The following is a 13,596-nucleotide window of genomic DNA, read 5'->3' on the forward strand; positions in this document are numbered from 1 at the left end:
ATCGCGCGGCCAGTGGTCAAAATTTCCGAAACTTTGTGGCAAGACACGACAATCAATTCCTTCATTCCCGCCCCGTCCGAAGAGACGGTAGAGCCGGAAGGATGGGCATTTACGCTCGCGCCCCTTGAAGCGGGGCAAAGCGTAACGCTTCATATTGACGGACAGAATAACCCGCCGCTTGTCGGCACGAATGAAGGACGCATCAGCCTTTATGATGGCGACGCGCACCTTGTCGCCCTGCCTCTTTCAGTCCGGATATTGCCCTGATGGATATTGTCCTGCGCGCGGGCGTGATGTTTGCCATCCTTTATTGCGTCATCCGCTTGATGGGCAAAAAGAGAGCTGGCGCAATTGACGCCCTTTGAACTGGTTACGCTGATGGTGTTGGGCGATCTCGCACAACAGGCGGTCACCCATAGCGACACCAGCCTCACCGGCGGCCTGCTCGCAATTGCGACCTTCGCATTTCTGGCGAGTGCGCTGAGCTGGATCACATTCAAATCCCGCCGCGCCGAAAAATTGCTCGACGGCACCCCGCAAGTCATCGTCCGTAACGGGCAATTATTGAAAGAAAATCTGAAACGCGACCGCGTCCACCGTGGCTGAGGTCGAATCCCAGATGCGCCTCGCAGGCATCAGCCGCATCGACCAGATCGCCTATGCCATCATCGAACCCCAAGGCCCGATCAGCTTCATCCGCAAGGATGGGGATGAACTAAATGCCGGTCATGATCCCACCGTGACGTGAGAAGGTGTAGATGCCGCCTAGAAAAATAGAAAATTGACGAGAATGAGGCACACCGACGCGCTCACCCAAAAATGACTCCGCCGCCAAACTCTATTATTACCACCGTTAGACAGCCGACGCCTTATCCAAAATGGCCCTCCCACCAAGGCGCACAGTGATGGCTGATATTGAGCATAAGCGTATTTCGGATGCGTTTCGTCATATAAGGCAAGGGTTGCGCGCGCCCTTAGGATGGTTGGCGCAAAACGCCACATAATGTAGCGGTTCAAACGTCGCTTATTCCCATATATTGTCAGAAATTATGCGCCGTTCAGGATGCGGACAACGTTGATCTGCGCGCCCTGCGCGCGACACAGTTACACGGCACAGGAACCCGACCGGCTCACAATCGTAATCTAATGGCTAGGGAGGCCGGAATATAATGCAGTTCAATGCCGGCCTGATATTAATGATACCGCTTATGCTGGCATCCTGTCAGTTCATGCCGGAACGCTCAGATACACGAAAATCCCAAATATTTATCCAGCGTGTTACCGAACCAAATTATCCGGCTCCTGATACCATTATAAAAGGGCGGTTTCAGGTGCAGGGTGATTGCTTGGTGTTTGAAACATATGAGGGTGTTTTCCGTGCAGTGATGCCGCGCGCTACGCGCTTTGTGGGGCCTGATACACTTGCCCTTCCTGACGGAACAAGGTGGGTATTGGGTACAGAAGTAACGGTTAAAGGCGGGGAGGGGGATTATGACACCGCAAGCATAATTTCTTCCTCTTGCCCGTCAAAAGCAGCAATCATCAGCGGGGAAGGCACTGCATAATGAGACATATACTGACGACAGCCTTTTTCAGTTTGTGCGTCTTGGTGTCGGGTTGCACCACAATGCCCGTGCAGGGCTCAAAGGCGTCGATTAATCTACTTACCAACCCTTTTGACACACCTAAAAACAGGCCTGATGTGTTGCTGACTGCTGGGGTGCAAGGGACATTGATCGTACAAGACGGATGTATATTCCTCAGTCATAATGGCGGAATGATTGCGCCTGTGTGGCCGGTTGGCTCGACTATTGCTCAAGACCCTGTTGCTGTTCGTATCATTATGCCGAACAATCGCGGGGTTGCTGTGGTTGGTCAAACAGTCCGGTTAAGTGGCGGCGTAATATCCTCTCAAGATGTTGAGCGTCAAAACGGACGGGATGCCCAATGTGCGGGCAAATATTTTGCTGTTTCCAGAGTGGAGGATTGAAAAAATCCTTGTTGCAGACCGGGCAGCGAAAGTCTGCGTTGGCGCGCCCCCACCCCAAACTGTAACAATAGCCTGCCATAGGCCGCCGCATACGCTGAAGCATGGGCATGAGCGGGGTGAGTATGGACGGTTTGATGCGGTTGGCGTTCGATAAGGGCGCGGCGGTGAAGGGTTGGGACGCGGATGGCGCGGGCTTTCCGCCTTTCCGGATTCCGGAGGTTATTCCGGAAAAGCGGCTCCGATACCGCACCATCTTCATTTCGGATATCCATCTCGGCACGCGCGGTTGCAATGCCGAACTGCTGATCGACTTCCTCGACCATGTCGATTGCGAAACGCTCTATCTGGTCGGCGACATTATTGACGGCTGGCGGCTCAAAAAGAGACATTATTGGCCCGCTAGCCATAATGATGTGGTGTGGCGCGTGCTGAAACGGGCCAAGCGCGGCGAGCGGGTCGTCTATATTCCCGGCAATCATGACGAGATGTTGCGGCCCTTTTGCGGGATGGATTTTGGCGGCGTCGAAATCCGCCATCATGCGGTGCATGATACCGCCGACGGGCGGCGCTTGCTGGTGCTGCATGGCGATGAATTTGACGCGGTGATGCTCGCGCACCGCTGGCTCGCCTTTGTCGGCGACGCGGCCTACACCGCGCTGATGCGGCTTAATGTCGTCATCAACCGTGTGCGGCGCTGGATGAATTTGCCTTATTGGTCGCTCTCCAAAATCGCCAAGCATAAGGTCAAAAACGCGGTCGAATTTATCGGCCAGTTCGAAGAATTGGTCGCCAAAGCGGCGGGCCAACGCGGCGTCGATGGCGTGGTGTGCGGGCATATCCACACCGCCGAAATGCGCGATATATCGGGCGTTGCTTATTATAATGACGGCGATTGGGTCGAAGGCTGCACCGCCTTGGTCGAACATGAAGATGGCCGCATGGAAATCCTCCACTGGCCCGAAGAAATGGCGAAACGCAAAGCCGAAGAAACGCGCGCCGCCGAGCAGGCCGGACAAGATGTTTCGGTCGCAACGGCGGCGTGAGGCGGCGATTATAAGCCAGCGCATCGCAGGCACCCCCGTCTCCCCTTGTGGGAGAAGGATAGGGAGGCTTGGCGCGAATGCGCCTAGCCGGACTTGGAAGAGGGTGGGCGATTGCCATTGCAATCGCGCGAGCCTGCGGCTCGCTTACCCCTCACCCAGCTCCAACTAAACTCACTTCGTTCGTTAAGTCTGCGCATCCCGTGTTTGGCGCTAAGGGTAAACCACGCCCCGCATGGTTTAGAAATTGCCGGGGGCAATTTCGGCCCTCATCCCCAAAACACGCCCACAAGGGGAGAGGGGAAGGGGCATTTATATCCCACGTCTCCATGCGTCTCACCTCCACACATCCCCCCTCGTCATTGCGAGCCGCGGAGCGGCGCGGCAATCCAGAGCCAAGGCGCGCAACACTGGATTGCTTCGTCGGCTTTGCCTCCTCGCAATGACGGAGGGTGGGTTTATCGCACTGAAAGTCGAAGGACGTCCTCATGACTTTGCTCAATAAAGCTTCATCCACAATTTCCCCCCACGACCGGCCAATGCGCATCCTCATCGTCTCCGACGCATGGGAGCCGCAGGTGAATGGCGTGGTGCGCACGCTTCAGGCGGTGCGCGCGGAGCTGGTGGCGATGGGGCACACGGTCGGCATGATTACGCCCGACCAGTATCGCTCGATGCCGTGCCCGACTTATCCGGAAATCCGGCTCGCCATGACGCGGCCCAAGACGGTCGGGGAGCGGATCAAGGCGTTCCAGCCTGACGCCATCCATTTGTCGACCGAAGGGCCGTTATGCCTTGCCGCGCGGCGCTGGTGTCTGGTGAACCGCGTGCCGTTCACCACCGCCTATCACACCCAATTTCCCGACTATGTCGCCAAGCGCACCGGTTTGCCCGCGCGCGCAATCTGGCCCTATATCCGCTGGTTTCATGGGCCTGCGCAGGCGGTCCTCGCTTCGACCCCGCAGATCCGCGAAGAATTGCGCGCGCAAGGCATTACCCATCTCGCCCATTGGGGTCGCGGCGTCGATATGACGCTGTTCCGCCCCGATGGTCCCAAGCATCCGGCGGTACTGGCGGCGCGATTGCGGCACGGGCCGGGGAGGGCGAGCAGGTAGGCGAAGAATTGGCCCCGCAATTGACCCCCGCGTCGCCCCCCGAAACCGCCGCTTACCCCGTGCAGCTCTATGTCGGGGCGCGTCGCGGTGGAGAAAAATATCGAGGCTTTTTTGAAGCTCCCGAAAATTGGTATTAAATTGGTAGTAGGCGACGGCCCCGCGCGCGCCGCTCTCGAAGCCCGCTACCCCGATGTGTTGTTCCTTGGCGCATTGTCCGGAGAAGAACTTGCCGCCGCCTACCGCAGCGCACAAGTCTTTGTATTTCCAAGTTTAACAGACACATTCGGGCTTGTCATGGTCGAAGCTTTGGCGAGCGGTGTCCCCGTTGCGGCCTACCCCGTCACCGGCCCCACCGACGTCCTCGGCCCCTCACAAAAGCGTTGCACAACGACCTCGAAAAATCGCTGGAATTCGCGCTTTTGATCGATCCCGCGGCGTGCATCGCCCATGCCCGCAACTTTAGCTGGAGGGCCAGCGCCGAACAATTTCTGGAAGCGCTAGCCCCCATCCCCAGCCTTTCGCTTGCGTAACCCCTTTAAAGGCGCTACGAACTGCGCTCTACAGGCCGCTCCCGCGTGGGGCGGCCCTTTTATTTTATTCTTACGGAGAAGAGACCATGTCTCAACCGCTCATGCCCCATGCGACCGCCACCTGGCTGGTTGACAATACTGCGCTTTCTTTTGAACAAATCGCCGAATTCTGCGGCCTTCATATCCTTGAAGTGCAGGCGATTGCGGACGAAACCGCGGGCACCAAACATACCGGCCGCGACCCTGTGCGCGCGCAAGAACTGACGATGGAAGAAATCGAAAAGGGTCAGGCGGACTCCGATTATCGTCTCAAAATGTCGAAGGGACCGGAGCAGGTCCGTCGCACCAAAGGCCCGCGCTATACGCCGGTTTCCAAGCGTCAGGATAAGCCCGACGGCATTGCCTGGCTGATCCGCAACCATCCCGAAATTTCGGATGGCGCGATCGGCAAGCTTATCGGCACGACCCGCAACACGATCACCGCGATCCGCGAGCGCAGCCACTGGAACATCGCCAACATCGTGCCGAAAGATCCGGTAACGCTGGGCCTGACCTCGCAGCGCGAACTGGACGCTGTGGTTGCGAAGGCCGCGAAAAAGGCGGGGCTTGAAGCGCCGACCGATGCGCGTCTTGCCGGGGACCGCGAAGCGCTCATCGAAGAATTGCGCGCCGAGCGTGAAGCGGCGGCCAAGGCGGCAGACGAGGCACTTGCTGCCGAAGCCGACCCGTTCCGGGCACCCGGCCACGACGTTTAATCGCCTGCCATGCGCTCCCCCGACGCTTCGCTCACCGGCGATGACGGTTTTCTGGAAACCGAAGATCGGGGGCTAACCTATCCTTGGGGTGCCCGCACGCCAGAGGTGGGCGAGCTTATTGCGATTGCAGACGGGATCGGCTGGGTCCGCATCCCGATGCCGGGATCGCTCGGTCATATCAACTGCTGGGTGATTGACGACGCGCCAAGCGGTGCGCTCACCATCGTCGATAGCGGCATCCGTCTGCCCGATTGCCGCGCAGCGTGGGAGGCTTTGTTTGCAGGGCCGCTGGAAGGCCGCAAGGTTACGCGGTTGATCGCCACCCATATGCATCCCGACCATATCGGATTAATGGGGTGGCTTGCCGAACGCGACGGTGCGCCGCTGCATATGACGCGGCAGGAATGGCTCACCGCCAAATTCGTGATTGCCGACGTGCAGGAAGCGGTGCCTGCGGCGGTCCTAGATTTCCGCCGCGCGGCGGGCTGGACCGAAGAACAGGTTGCCGAAAGCGCTAAAGAAGGCTGGGGCCGACTGCGCCACGTCATCCACCATATGCCGCATGGCTATGTACGGATGGAAGAGGGCGAGATTTTGCCGCTGGGTGACGGGCAGTCTTGGCGCGTGGTGGTCGGGTCGGGCCATAGCCCCGAACATGCCTGCCTTTATAATGAAGCTGCCAATATCCTCATTTCCGGCGACCAGATTTTGCCCAAGATCAGCTCGAACGTGTCCTTGGGAGCGAGTGAGCCGATGGCCAATCCGCTTGGCGATTGGCTGGCGTCAATAGACAAGCTGCTGGGCGTTTTGCCCGAAGATGTGCTGGTGCTGCCTGCGCATGGCGAACCGTTTCGCGGCGCGCATGAGCGGTTGAAGGCGCTTAAAACCGAGCATCTTGAGCGGCTGGATGCGCTTGTTGTCCATTGCGCCGAAGCGCCGCGCGGCGGTGGATTGCTTCCCCATCCTGTTCAACCGCGTGATTGGCGACAGCCATCGCGGGCTTGCAACCGGTGAAGCTCTGGCGCATTTGCGCTATCTGGAAGTGGCGGGCCGTGTCACCAGCGCCATGCGGGACGGCGTAACATGGTGGCAAGTCGCTTAATTTTCGGCTGCTTAATTTTCGACCGCTTAATTTTCAGCGGTGCGCGGATGCCGCACACGCCAATCCGCAGGCCGTTCGAATGGCCCGCGCCATATTCCGCGCTCGGCCCGCGCCGCTTCGGCCTCTTCGCGTAGATAGGGGCCGCCGTCATTATAGCGGCTGTCAGTGGTTTCCGCGCCCGATACCGCCATACCGCGCCGGACCATTTCGCGGCCTATGTCGGCAACCCCCTCGACCGAACAGGATGCAACCGCGCGCTGATAGGCATCGCGCGCGGCGACCACACATTGCAAAGCATGATTGGCGATGATTGTCTCCAACGCCGTGCGCGCTTCCTTGCCGCACGCCCATGCTGCGCCTTTTTCATCGGTGCAGGATTGGCGATATTCTGGGCATCAATGCCGGAAATGCGGATGGTTTGCCGCACCGACCCTTGGCGCAAAACTATGCTGTCGCCGTCGACCACGGTGATGCTGTCGCCTTGACGGGAGCGGATATGCTCTGCCGTGCGGTCCTGCCAGCGCCAGACCAGAAGGAGCAGGGCGAGCAACAGGCCCACCAGCAGGATTTGCCGCGTCCAATACCATAAGCGCGCCACGAAACGCCGGACTTTATATTTGAGGACATAGGCTTCCATCAGCGACGTTTAAGGCGGCGCGCGCGGGCTGCCAAGAGCTGGACGGGAAACGCTAGGCTAAATGTAAAAAGCTTTATTCTTATCCATTATGGATGGAATCGGACAGGATTTTTGCGCTCAATATTTGACATGAATGTCAGTTATTTGTGGATGGAATTCCTTTGCCCTATAGCATATGGTAATCGATCCATAGTTAGATTGGGGTGAGAGCAAAATGACGCAAAGATCGCGCGCAACCTATTGGACCAAGGTACGGATCATGCGGGAAGAGGGACAAATTCCGGTCGAGGATGACCGCGCGGCGCTGGATTATGCGTATAGCGGTGCCGAGCGCACTGTGATCATTACAAGGGGCGATACCAGAGGCCAGTCGTTGGGAACGTTTGTGGGCCGGCCGCAAACCTTCTATCTACTCAACATTGTTGATCCCGATAAAAGCCGCTGCGGTTCTCGACCGGATCAGCGGGCTCGATCTGGTATGGGTCGAGCTTGAAGATAATCCGGCACCCGATGCCTTGGTGGCGCGGTTGCAACTGATGACTGCGCGCGGGGAGCATCCGGCTGGTGTGGGTCGCGCATGGCGCGGCGCTTGATCAAGGTTATGCCGCTTTTGATGACGACCATGTCACATTACTTTCCAGACCAGACGATAGGGAACGTACCGTAACCGCTGCCATTATGGGGTCGCGCCATAAATTTGCGCTGCATGACAGCAAGAATGAGTCGGAAGCCGCGCAAAATCCATAAGCTCACCGAAGAAGTGAATCGCATTGCGAAAACACTCGCGCAAATGGCGGAACGGCGTGGGGGAGCGGATGCGAACGGGCTTCCCGACGCGCAGGACAATCCCGACAATAAATTGCGCTCCCCGGCAACCAGCTATGTTGCCGAACCGCCTTTGTCGGGCAATGGCTTTGGCGCAAGTGCGGCGCCTGCACCCGGTGTCACGGCTGACGATGTGCGGCAGGTTATCCGGATCCGCCGGATGCGCGACCAGTTTTTCCCGCCCGAAATCTTTGCCGGTCCGGCTTGGGATATGCTGCTCGACCTCATGGCCGCGCGGCTTTCGGGCGCCAATGTTTCGGTGTCGAAGCCTGTGTATCGCATCGGCAGTCCCTGCAACCACCGCGCTGCGCTGGATTCGCACGATGACCGATGCAGGGCTGTTTCGTCCGCCATGCCGATCCCGATGACGGGCGGCGCGTATATATCGGCCTTTCCGACGAGGCCGCAGCGGGCATGATGCGCTATTTTATTGCCATCAAAGGGCGGACCAGTTTTTCGGATTAAGGGCTGCCGGGGTAAGAACCTTCCGTGAACAAAGTTCGGGAATTCTGCGGGACTCTCAGTTACGAACGTTTCTCATTGGTTCTTTTCGTTTAGGTGAAAAGCCTATTGACAACCCTTCAAAATGCTAGCTATTGCGCGGCTTCCACGGAAATGGGCGATTAGCTCAGTTGGTAGGCATCTCGTTTACACCGAGAGGGTCGGCAGTTCGAGCCTGTCATCGCCCACCATTTCCCCCTTTACGAAAATCCTTGATCTTTTACTTTTTCCGACACTCGCGGACCTTGTGCTGATGTGGTGTGATGGTCAGAAAATGATCAGACTCCAATTGATCTGCCTGCCTCTCCCCAAGCACGCAAAATCTGGTCAGAGCCTATAGCCGCTGAACGCATTTTTTTGGGTGAGTATGAGAATAGGCTACGGTAGTCCGCTCAAGGGTAAGGATATCTACTTGGTGCAAAATCATGCGCTTATCCCGTCGGGCGACTCGCCATTTTCAACAGTGCTCAAATGTAAATTTCTGTCCGGTTTTTACAACCGAAACATGTTTGTGACGCAGCCCAAATTATCGAAATAAACTATTAAATTCAATATCCTATATAGTTGTAAACACGACAATGTTGACAAGGCGATAGGCCCAAGCGTATTTTACAAGCCTAGCAAATAAGAAATTAACTTTGGGTCGCCCCGTTACTTTGCTGATGAGGGCATCAACATGTTTAAGCGACCTGCGATTTTGCTATCCCTGCTATGCGTCATGACCTCTGCGCCCGTTGCGGCGTCCGATATGGTTTTTATACGCCCAACAATCCGTCCTTTGGTGGTAACCCGTTTAATTCGGCCCATCTTTTGGGCATTGCGAACAGCATCAACAAATATAAAGATCCCAATGCGGTCAACAGCCAGGACCCGGCGCAACAATTTTTGCGCACGTTTGCAAAGTCGGCTGCTGTCATCGCTTGCGACCCAGATTACGGACCTGATCTTCGGCCCCAATGCTCAGGAATCCGGCACCATCCGTTTTGGCGATCAGATGATCGAATTTGTCCGGAGCCTCGATTCCGTGACGCTCATCATCACCAATCTGGCGGATGGCACCACTACAGAAATCGTCGTTCCGCTGCTGCAAGCCAGCACCGGCGGATAATCACGGTCGCGCTGAAAGGGAGTTGGGGGCATGAATAGTCCACAGATGTTGAAATGCGCGACGGCATTGCTTGGAGCAGCGTCGATGAGCTTGGCGGGATGCGCCGCCCATAATCAGGCGGTATGGGAACCGCCCAAGATGTTGAAACCTTCCCCCGCGCTGGAGCAATTAACCTCGCTCCCTTCGCCGGGGACAGCGGGTTCCGGTAGCGGTCTATGGCTTTACCGACCAGACCGGTCAGTTCAAAAGTTCCGAAAATACGCAATCCCTTTCCCGCGCGGTGACGCAAGGGGCGACCTCGATCCTCATCAAGGCTTTGCAGGATTCGGGGCAACGGAGCTGGTTTCAGGTGATCGAGCGCGAACGGCTCGACAATGTGCTGCGCGAACGGGCGGTGATCCGCGAAATGCGCGCCAATTATCTGGGCGAAAAAAAGGTCAACCCTAACGCGCTCCCGCCCTTGCTGTTTGCAGGCATCCTGCTGGAAGGCGGGATTATCGGTTATGACAGCAATACCAAATCGGGCGGCGTGGGCGCGCGTTTTCTGGGGATTGGGGCGCATACCCAATATCGCGAAGATACTATCACCCTGTTCCTGCGCGCGGTCAGCGTCAAGACCGGCGAGGTGCTGGCCAATGTGAGCGTGCGCAAGACGATTGCGTCGGTTTCGGCGGGCGCAGATGCGTTCCGCTATGTCGCCTTCAAGGACCTGCTCGAAGCCGAAGCAGGCTTTGCCTATAATGAGCCGGACGAATTGGCGCTCCAGCACGCGATTGAAAAAGCGGTCCATTCGCTCATCATGGAAGGCGCGGTGCAAAATCTGTGGTGCTTCAATACCACCGATGAATATGCCCAAGGCATGATCCGCACCTATCTTGCCGAACGCGACAGCGTGAAAGGCGAGAAGGTGGTTATGCCAACAGCTCCGTGGAGCCCGTCGTGCCAGAAAAATGTCGCGCGGGCGCAAGCTGCACCCTTGCCGGTGCCGCCGACACAGGCGCCTGTGGCCATTGCTGCGGCGCTGCAACCGATTGCAGCGCCTGCGCACTCCGCCCCCGCTGCCACACCCCGGGCGGTGGTATTGAACGGTCCGGTTACGAAACCCGCACCGCAAGCTGATATACCGGTCGAGAAAAAACCTGTGGCATCCAGCCCTGCCCAAGTGACGGTCGTGGCCAAGCCCCAGCCGATACTGGTTCAGCCAGCAGCCTCCCAGCCGAAGCCGGTCGCGCCGCTCGTCCCGCCGCTCGCGCCGGGGGAAAGCTTCGGCACCGGTAACGCCGGTGGCTGTTCCGCCTTCGTCCGATGGCGCGCGCCCTGCGGCGCAATCTGCGGGTAAGGACAAACCGATCGAACCTGAAAACACGGGCGCAACGCCGCTCGCCAATCAGTGAGGGCAATAGAAAAAGGGAAAGGATTAAGAGGGCTCACCAACATTCGCGTGATTGGCATCAGAAAATGTTGGTGAGCCGGACCGATCAGGATTGTGACATCATAACCGGCACGGATAAAATATCCGCAAGCGGCAAAATAGCATGGCGTTCCGCCCTTGGCAATCAAGCCAGATACGCAGGGACAAGGCCAAGCCGCACTGCACCGTTCCGCACCATGACTGCGCTCTCCTGACCATCAATATGCCGGGCAGTATCGGGGGAATTTTTGCCGTCCTGTGACGGTTTCAAAATCCTCCCGCGCCAACCGGCCAACAGACCCCCGCTGGCTGACGGGTCTTTTTAGACCATCAGCCGCCGCCCCTTCCGGTCACTTCCGTACCGTCGGCCGGAAGGGGATCGCGGGGAGTCCAATATGTCGCAGAAGGCGCCGGATTAATACGCATCGGCCGGCCTTTCATAACCGAGATGCGGATGATGAAGAGCGGTGGGCTTTTCCACCTCAAGTTATGAAACAGGAGAATATCATGAAGAAATATCTGTTAGCGTCGATCGCAGCTATCGCCATCGCCGCCCCTGCTGCTGCCAATAACAGCAACAGCACTGTTACCCAATCGGGCAATGTCAATGCGGCGCAGGTCGACCAGACCGGTGCTACAATGGGCGGGGATTCGCTCATCGACCAGTCGGGCGACAATAATATCGCCAATGTCAAACAGGTCGATGATGCGGGCGTGTGGGGCAGCGCGCCTGTCAATGATTCCACCATCCTGCAATCGGGTGACAATAATGAAGCCTATGTGGATCAGGGCAGTGAATCGCCCTTCTTCACCATGAACAGCTCGATGATCGACCAGTCGGGTAACAACAACTATGCGGATGTGACGCAGCGCGATGATGGGCAGACGTCCACCATCTGGCAACCGTCGGACAATAACCGTGCGGTTGTGTCGCAGGGCGTGGCCGGCAGCGGTGACACGACCTACGAAAATAGCAGCTATATCGAACAGCTCGATATGGGTTCGCATGATGCTTATGTGGACCAGTCGGGCCGCTTGAATGACAGCTATATCAGCCAGTCGGGCGAAGACCATCGCGCATGGGTGCTGCAATCGGGCAACCGCAACATCTCGACCGTGTACCAGAGCGGCTACCAGCAGGAAGTTGATGTCAACCAGTCGGGCGATGACAATGAATCCTATGTCGACCAGAGCGGCGATTTCCAGGATGCGATCATCAACCAGTCGGGTGACAATAACTATTCCGAGCTGTTCCAGTCGAACTGGAACAACTGGGCGGACATCACCCAGTCGGGCAACAACAACTTTTCGGGCGTTTACCAGTCGGGTGCGGATAACTCCGCAACCGTCACCCAGATGTCCAACAACAATATGTCCTCGATTACGCAGAGCGGGAACAGCAATACCGCAAGCGTAGCGCAATAAGAACGGGCGGAGCGGGTGGCTTTGCCGTCCATCCGCTCCTCCTTTCGTCACGAACTGAACCTGAAAGCGCCGGAAATTTTTCCGCATCGTCCGGATGCTTTCTACCACAGGATGCGGGGCAAAAATGCGGCCGGATTTTGCCGCACATAACAGGAGAAATGTCATGAAAAAATGTCTGTTGGCGTCCATCGCCGCCATAGCGATTGCAGCCCCTGCTGCTGCCAATAACAGCACGAGCACGGTCAACCAGTCGGGTAATGTCAACGCGGCGCAAGTCGACCAGACCGGGGCTAATACGGGCGGGGATTCGCTCATTGACCAGTCTGGCGATGACAATATCGCCAATGTGAAACAGGCCGATGACGGTGCGGGCAGCGCACCGATCAATGAATCGACCATTTTGCAGTCGGGCAACAGCAACGAAGCCTATGTCGATCAGGACAGCGAAACCTTCCCGATCTTTTCCAACCTGTCCTATGTCGAACAGACGGGGGATGATAACTATGCGGACGTGACGCAGCGCGATGACGGCCAATGGTCGACCATAATCCAGTCGTCGGACGATAACCGTGCGGTTGTTTCGCAAGGTCTTGCCGGAAGCGGTGACACGACCTTCTGGAACAGCAGCTATATCGAACAGATGGATAGCGGCTCGCACGATGCCTATGTCGAACAAACCGGTGCGTTGAACGACAGCATCATCATGCAGGCCGATTATGACCACCGCGCCTGGATCCTTCAGGGCGGCGATGGCAATGGCTCGGAAGCCTATCAGAGCGGCTATCAGCAGGAGCTGGATGTCAGCCAGTCGGGTGACAATAACTACAGCTATGCCGAGCAAAGCGGTGTGTTCCAGGATGCTTTTGTCAACCAGTCGGGCGACAATAACTATTCCGAACTGCTCCAGTCCAACTTCGACAATTTTGCCGATATTACCCAATCGGGCAATGGCAATGCGTCGGGCGTCTATCAGACCGGTCTCGTGAACACCGCCTTCGTTACCCAATTGTCGAACAACAACCTGTCGGTTGTGGCGCAGTCGGGCAACTTTAACGGTGCAACTGTAGCACAATAATATCGCTGGAAAGGAGCGGGCCTGTCTCCCCGCAGATCCGCTCCTTCCTCTTTTATTTTCTCGTTTTACGAAAAGGGCTTTG

18 protein-coding genes, 1 tRNA gene and 2 pseudogenes are annotated in these 13,596 nt (G+C 57.2%); 19 read left to right on the forward strand and 2 right to left on the reverse strand.

Annotated features, from left to right (window positions below; all coding sequences use genetic code 11):
- From DMP17_RS00005 to DMP17_RS46325, 11 genes are all read left to right on the forward strand, one after another.
- Window positions 1-267 (forward strand): hypothetical protein (locus DMP17_RS00005; protein WP_337827029.1); only part of this gene is annotated, 267 nt, incomplete at its 5' end.
- Between the two features lie 84 nt (window positions 268-351).
- Complete coding sequence (locus DMP17_RS00010; RefSeq protein ID WP_337827030.1) at window positions 352-606, forward strand: DUF421 domain-containing protein; 255 nt, start codon at window positions 352-354, stop codon at window positions 604-606.
- Window positions 599-748: a YetF domain-containing protein gene (locus DMP17_RS00015; protein ID WP_337827031.1), complete on the forward strand. Its 150-nt coding sequence runs from the start codon at window positions 599-601 to the stop codon at window positions 746-748. The genes DMP17_RS00010 and DMP17_RS00015 overlap by 8 nt, the downstream gene beginning before the upstream one ends.
- Before the next feature lie 421 nt (window positions 749-1,169).
- A complete protein-coding gene (locus tag DMP17_RS00020) occupies window positions 1,170-1,565 on the forward strand; it encodes a hypothetical protein (protein ID WP_337827032.1) in 396 nt (131 codons plus the stop codon).
- A 62-nt stretch (window positions 1,566-1,627) separates the two neighbouring features.
- Entirely contained in the window at window positions 1,628-1,990 is a 363-nt protein-coding gene (locus DMP17_RS00025; RefSeq protein ID WP_337827033.1) for a hypothetical protein, read from the forward strand.
- Between the two features lie 107 nt (window positions 1,991-2,097).
- On the forward strand, window positions 2,098-3,033 hold the full coding sequence (locus tag DMP17_RS00030) for a UDP-2,3-diacylglucosamine diphosphatase (RefSeq protein WP_337827034.1): 936 nt from the start codon (window positions 2,098-2,100) through the stop codon (window positions 3,031-3,033).
- A gap of 485 nt (window positions 3,034-3,518) precedes the next feature.
- The gene (locus tag DMP17_RS00035; RefSeq protein ID WP_337827035.1) at window positions 3,519-4,145 is read left to right on the forward strand and encodes a glycosyltransferase; all 627 of its coding nucleotides are present in this window, start codon (window positions 3,519-3,521) and stop codon (window positions 4,143-4,145) included.
- Between the two features lie 87 nt (window positions 4,146-4,232).
- The gene (locus DMP17_RS00040) at window positions 4,233-4,568 is read left to right on the forward strand and encodes a glycosyltransferase (protein ID WP_337827036.1); all 336 of its coding nucleotides are present in this window, start codon (window positions 4,233-4,235) and stop codon (window positions 4,566-4,568) included.
- Window positions 4,569-4,761: 193 nt separating this feature from the next.
- Window positions 4,762-5,430 carry a DUF1013 domain-containing protein gene (locus DMP17_RS00045; RefSeq protein WP_337827037.1) on the forward strand — a complete coding sequence of 223 codons (669 nt, stop codon included), beginning with the start codon at window positions 4,762-4,764 and terminating at the stop codon, window positions 5,428-5,430.
- A gap of 9 nt (window positions 5,431-5,439) precedes the next feature.
- Window positions 5,440-6,444, forward strand: a complete 1,005-nt coding sequence (locus tag DMP17_RS00050) for an MBL fold metallo-hydrolase (RefSeq protein WP_337827038.1) — start codon at window positions 5,440-5,442, stop codon at window positions 6,442-6,444.
- Window positions 6,407-6,532 (forward strand): hypothetical protein, encoded by a 126-nt coding sequence (locus tag DMP17_RS46325; RefSeq protein ID WP_443217791.1) that lies wholly within the window; start codon window positions 6,407-6,409, stop codon window positions 6,530-6,532. Before DMP17_RS00050 ends, DMP17_RS46325 begins: the two co-directional genes overlap by 38 nt.
- Before the next feature lie 26 nt (window positions 6,533-6,558).
- On the opposite strand, the gene DMP17_RS46330 is transcribed toward DMP17_RS46325, so the two are convergent.
- On the reverse strand, window positions 6,559-6,852 hold the full coding sequence (locus DMP17_RS46330) for a thermonuclease family protein (RefSeq protein WP_443217792.1): 294 nt from the start codon (window positions 6,850-6,852) through the stop codon (window positions 6,559-6,561).
- Entirely contained in the window at window positions 6,747-7,169 is a 423-nt protein-coding gene (locus tag DMP17_RS00055) for a hypothetical protein (protein ID WP_337827039.1), read from the reverse strand. The genes DMP17_RS46330 and DMP17_RS00055 overlap by 106 nt, the downstream gene beginning before the upstream one ends.
- Window positions 7,170-7,588: 419 nt before the next feature.
- Between DMP17_RS00055 and DMP17_RS00060 the strand changes: the two genes are divergently transcribed.
- The 8 genes and pseudogenes from DMP17_RS00060 to DMP17_RS00090 all read left to right on the forward strand — a co-directional run bounded on the left by DMP17_RS00060 (window position 7,589) and on the right by DMP17_RS00090 (window position 13,514).
- Window positions 7,589-7,762, forward strand: a complete 174-nt coding sequence (locus DMP17_RS00060; protein WP_337827040.1) for a hypothetical protein — start codon at window positions 7,589-7,591, stop codon at window positions 7,760-7,762.
- 125 nt (window positions 7,763-7,887) lie between these two features.
- Complete coding sequence (locus tag DMP17_RS00065; RefSeq protein ID WP_337827041.1) at window positions 7,888-8,412, forward strand: hypothetical protein; 525 nt, start codon at window positions 7,888-7,890, stop codon at window positions 8,410-8,412.
- Window positions 8,413-8,611: 199 nt separating this feature from the next.
- Window positions 8,612-8,686: transfer RNA gene (locus DMP17_RS00070), tRNA-Val, on the forward strand.
- A 520-nt stretch (window positions 8,687-9,206) separates the two neighbouring features.
- A pseudogene (locus DMP17_RS46335) lies at window positions 9,207-9,305 on the forward strand (hypothetical protein); the annotation flags it as partial.
- A gap of 40 nt (window positions 9,306-9,345) precedes the next feature.
- Window positions 9,346-9,603 (forward strand): curli assembly protein CsgF, encoded by a 258-nt coding sequence (locus tag DMP17_RS00075; protein WP_337827042.1) that lies wholly within the window; start codon window positions 9,346-9,348, stop codon window positions 9,601-9,603.
- Between the two features lie 205 nt (window positions 9,604-9,808).
- Window positions 9,809-10,942, forward strand: a pseudogene (locus DMP17_RS00080) (CsgG/HfaB family protein); the annotation flags it as partial.
- A 579-nt stretch (window positions 10,943-11,521) separates the two neighbouring features.
- Window positions 11,522-12,439, forward strand: a complete 918-nt coding sequence (locus DMP17_RS00085) for a hypothetical protein (protein WP_337827043.1) — start codon at window positions 11,522-11,524, stop codon at window positions 12,437-12,439.
- A 163-nt stretch (window positions 12,440-12,602) separates the two neighbouring features.
- Window positions 12,603-13,514 carry a hypothetical protein gene (locus DMP17_RS00090; protein ID WP_337827044.1) on the forward strand — a complete coding sequence of 304 codons (912 nt, stop codon included), beginning with the start codon at window positions 12,603-12,605 and terminating at the stop codon, window positions 13,512-13,514.
- Window positions 13,515-13,596 lie beyond the last annotated feature (82 nt).

This window comes from Pseudonocardia sp. TMWB2A (assembly GCF_017312135.1).

Excerpts from the sequence above, each read along its gene's own strand:
- DMP17_RS00020 (WP_337827032.1), top strand. The coding sequence starts at position 1,170 with ATGCAGTTCAATGCCGGCCTGATATTAATGATACCGCTTATGCTGGCA.
- DMP17_RS00025 (WP_337827033.1), top strand. The coding sequence starts at position 1,628 with ATGCCCGTGCAGGGCTCAAAGGCGTCGATTAATCTACTTACCAACCCT.
- DMP17_RS00030 (WP_337827034.1), top strand. The coding sequence starts at position 2,098 with ATGAGCGGGGTGAGTATGGACGGTTTGATGCGGTTGGCGTTCGATAAG.
- DMP17_RS00035 (WP_337827035.1), top strand. The coding sequence starts at position 3,519 with ATGACTTTGCTCAATAAAGCTTCATCCACAATTTCCCCCCACGACCGG.
- DMP17_RS00045 (WP_337827037.1), top strand. The coding sequence starts at position 4,762 with ATGTCTCAACCGCTCATGCCCCATGCGACCGCCACCTGGCTGGTTGAC.
- DMP17_RS00050 (WP_337827038.1), top strand. The coding sequence starts at position 5,440 with ATGCGCTCCCCCGACGCTTCGCTCACCGGCGATGACGGTTTTCTGGAA.
- DMP17_RS00055 (WP_337827039.1), bottom strand. The coding sequence starts at position 7,169 with ATGGAAGCCTATGTCCTCAAATATAAAGTCCGGCGTTTCGTGGCGCGC.
- DMP17_RS00065 (WP_337827041.1), top strand. The coding sequence starts at position 7,888 with ATGAGTCGGAAGCCGCGCAAAATCCATAAGCTCACCGAAGAAGTGAAT.
- DMP17_RS00075 (WP_337827042.1), top strand. The coding sequence starts at position 9,346 with ATGCGGTCAACAGCCAGGACCCGGCGCAACAATTTTTGCGCACGTTTG.
- DMP17_RS00085 (WP_337827043.1), top strand. The coding sequence starts at position 11,522 with ATGAAGAAATATCTGTTAGCGTCGATCGCAGCTATCGCCATCGCCGCC.
- DMP17_RS00090 (WP_337827044.1), top strand. The coding sequence starts at position 12,603 with ATGAAAAAATGTCTGTTGGCGTCCATCGCCGCCATAGCGATTGCAGCC.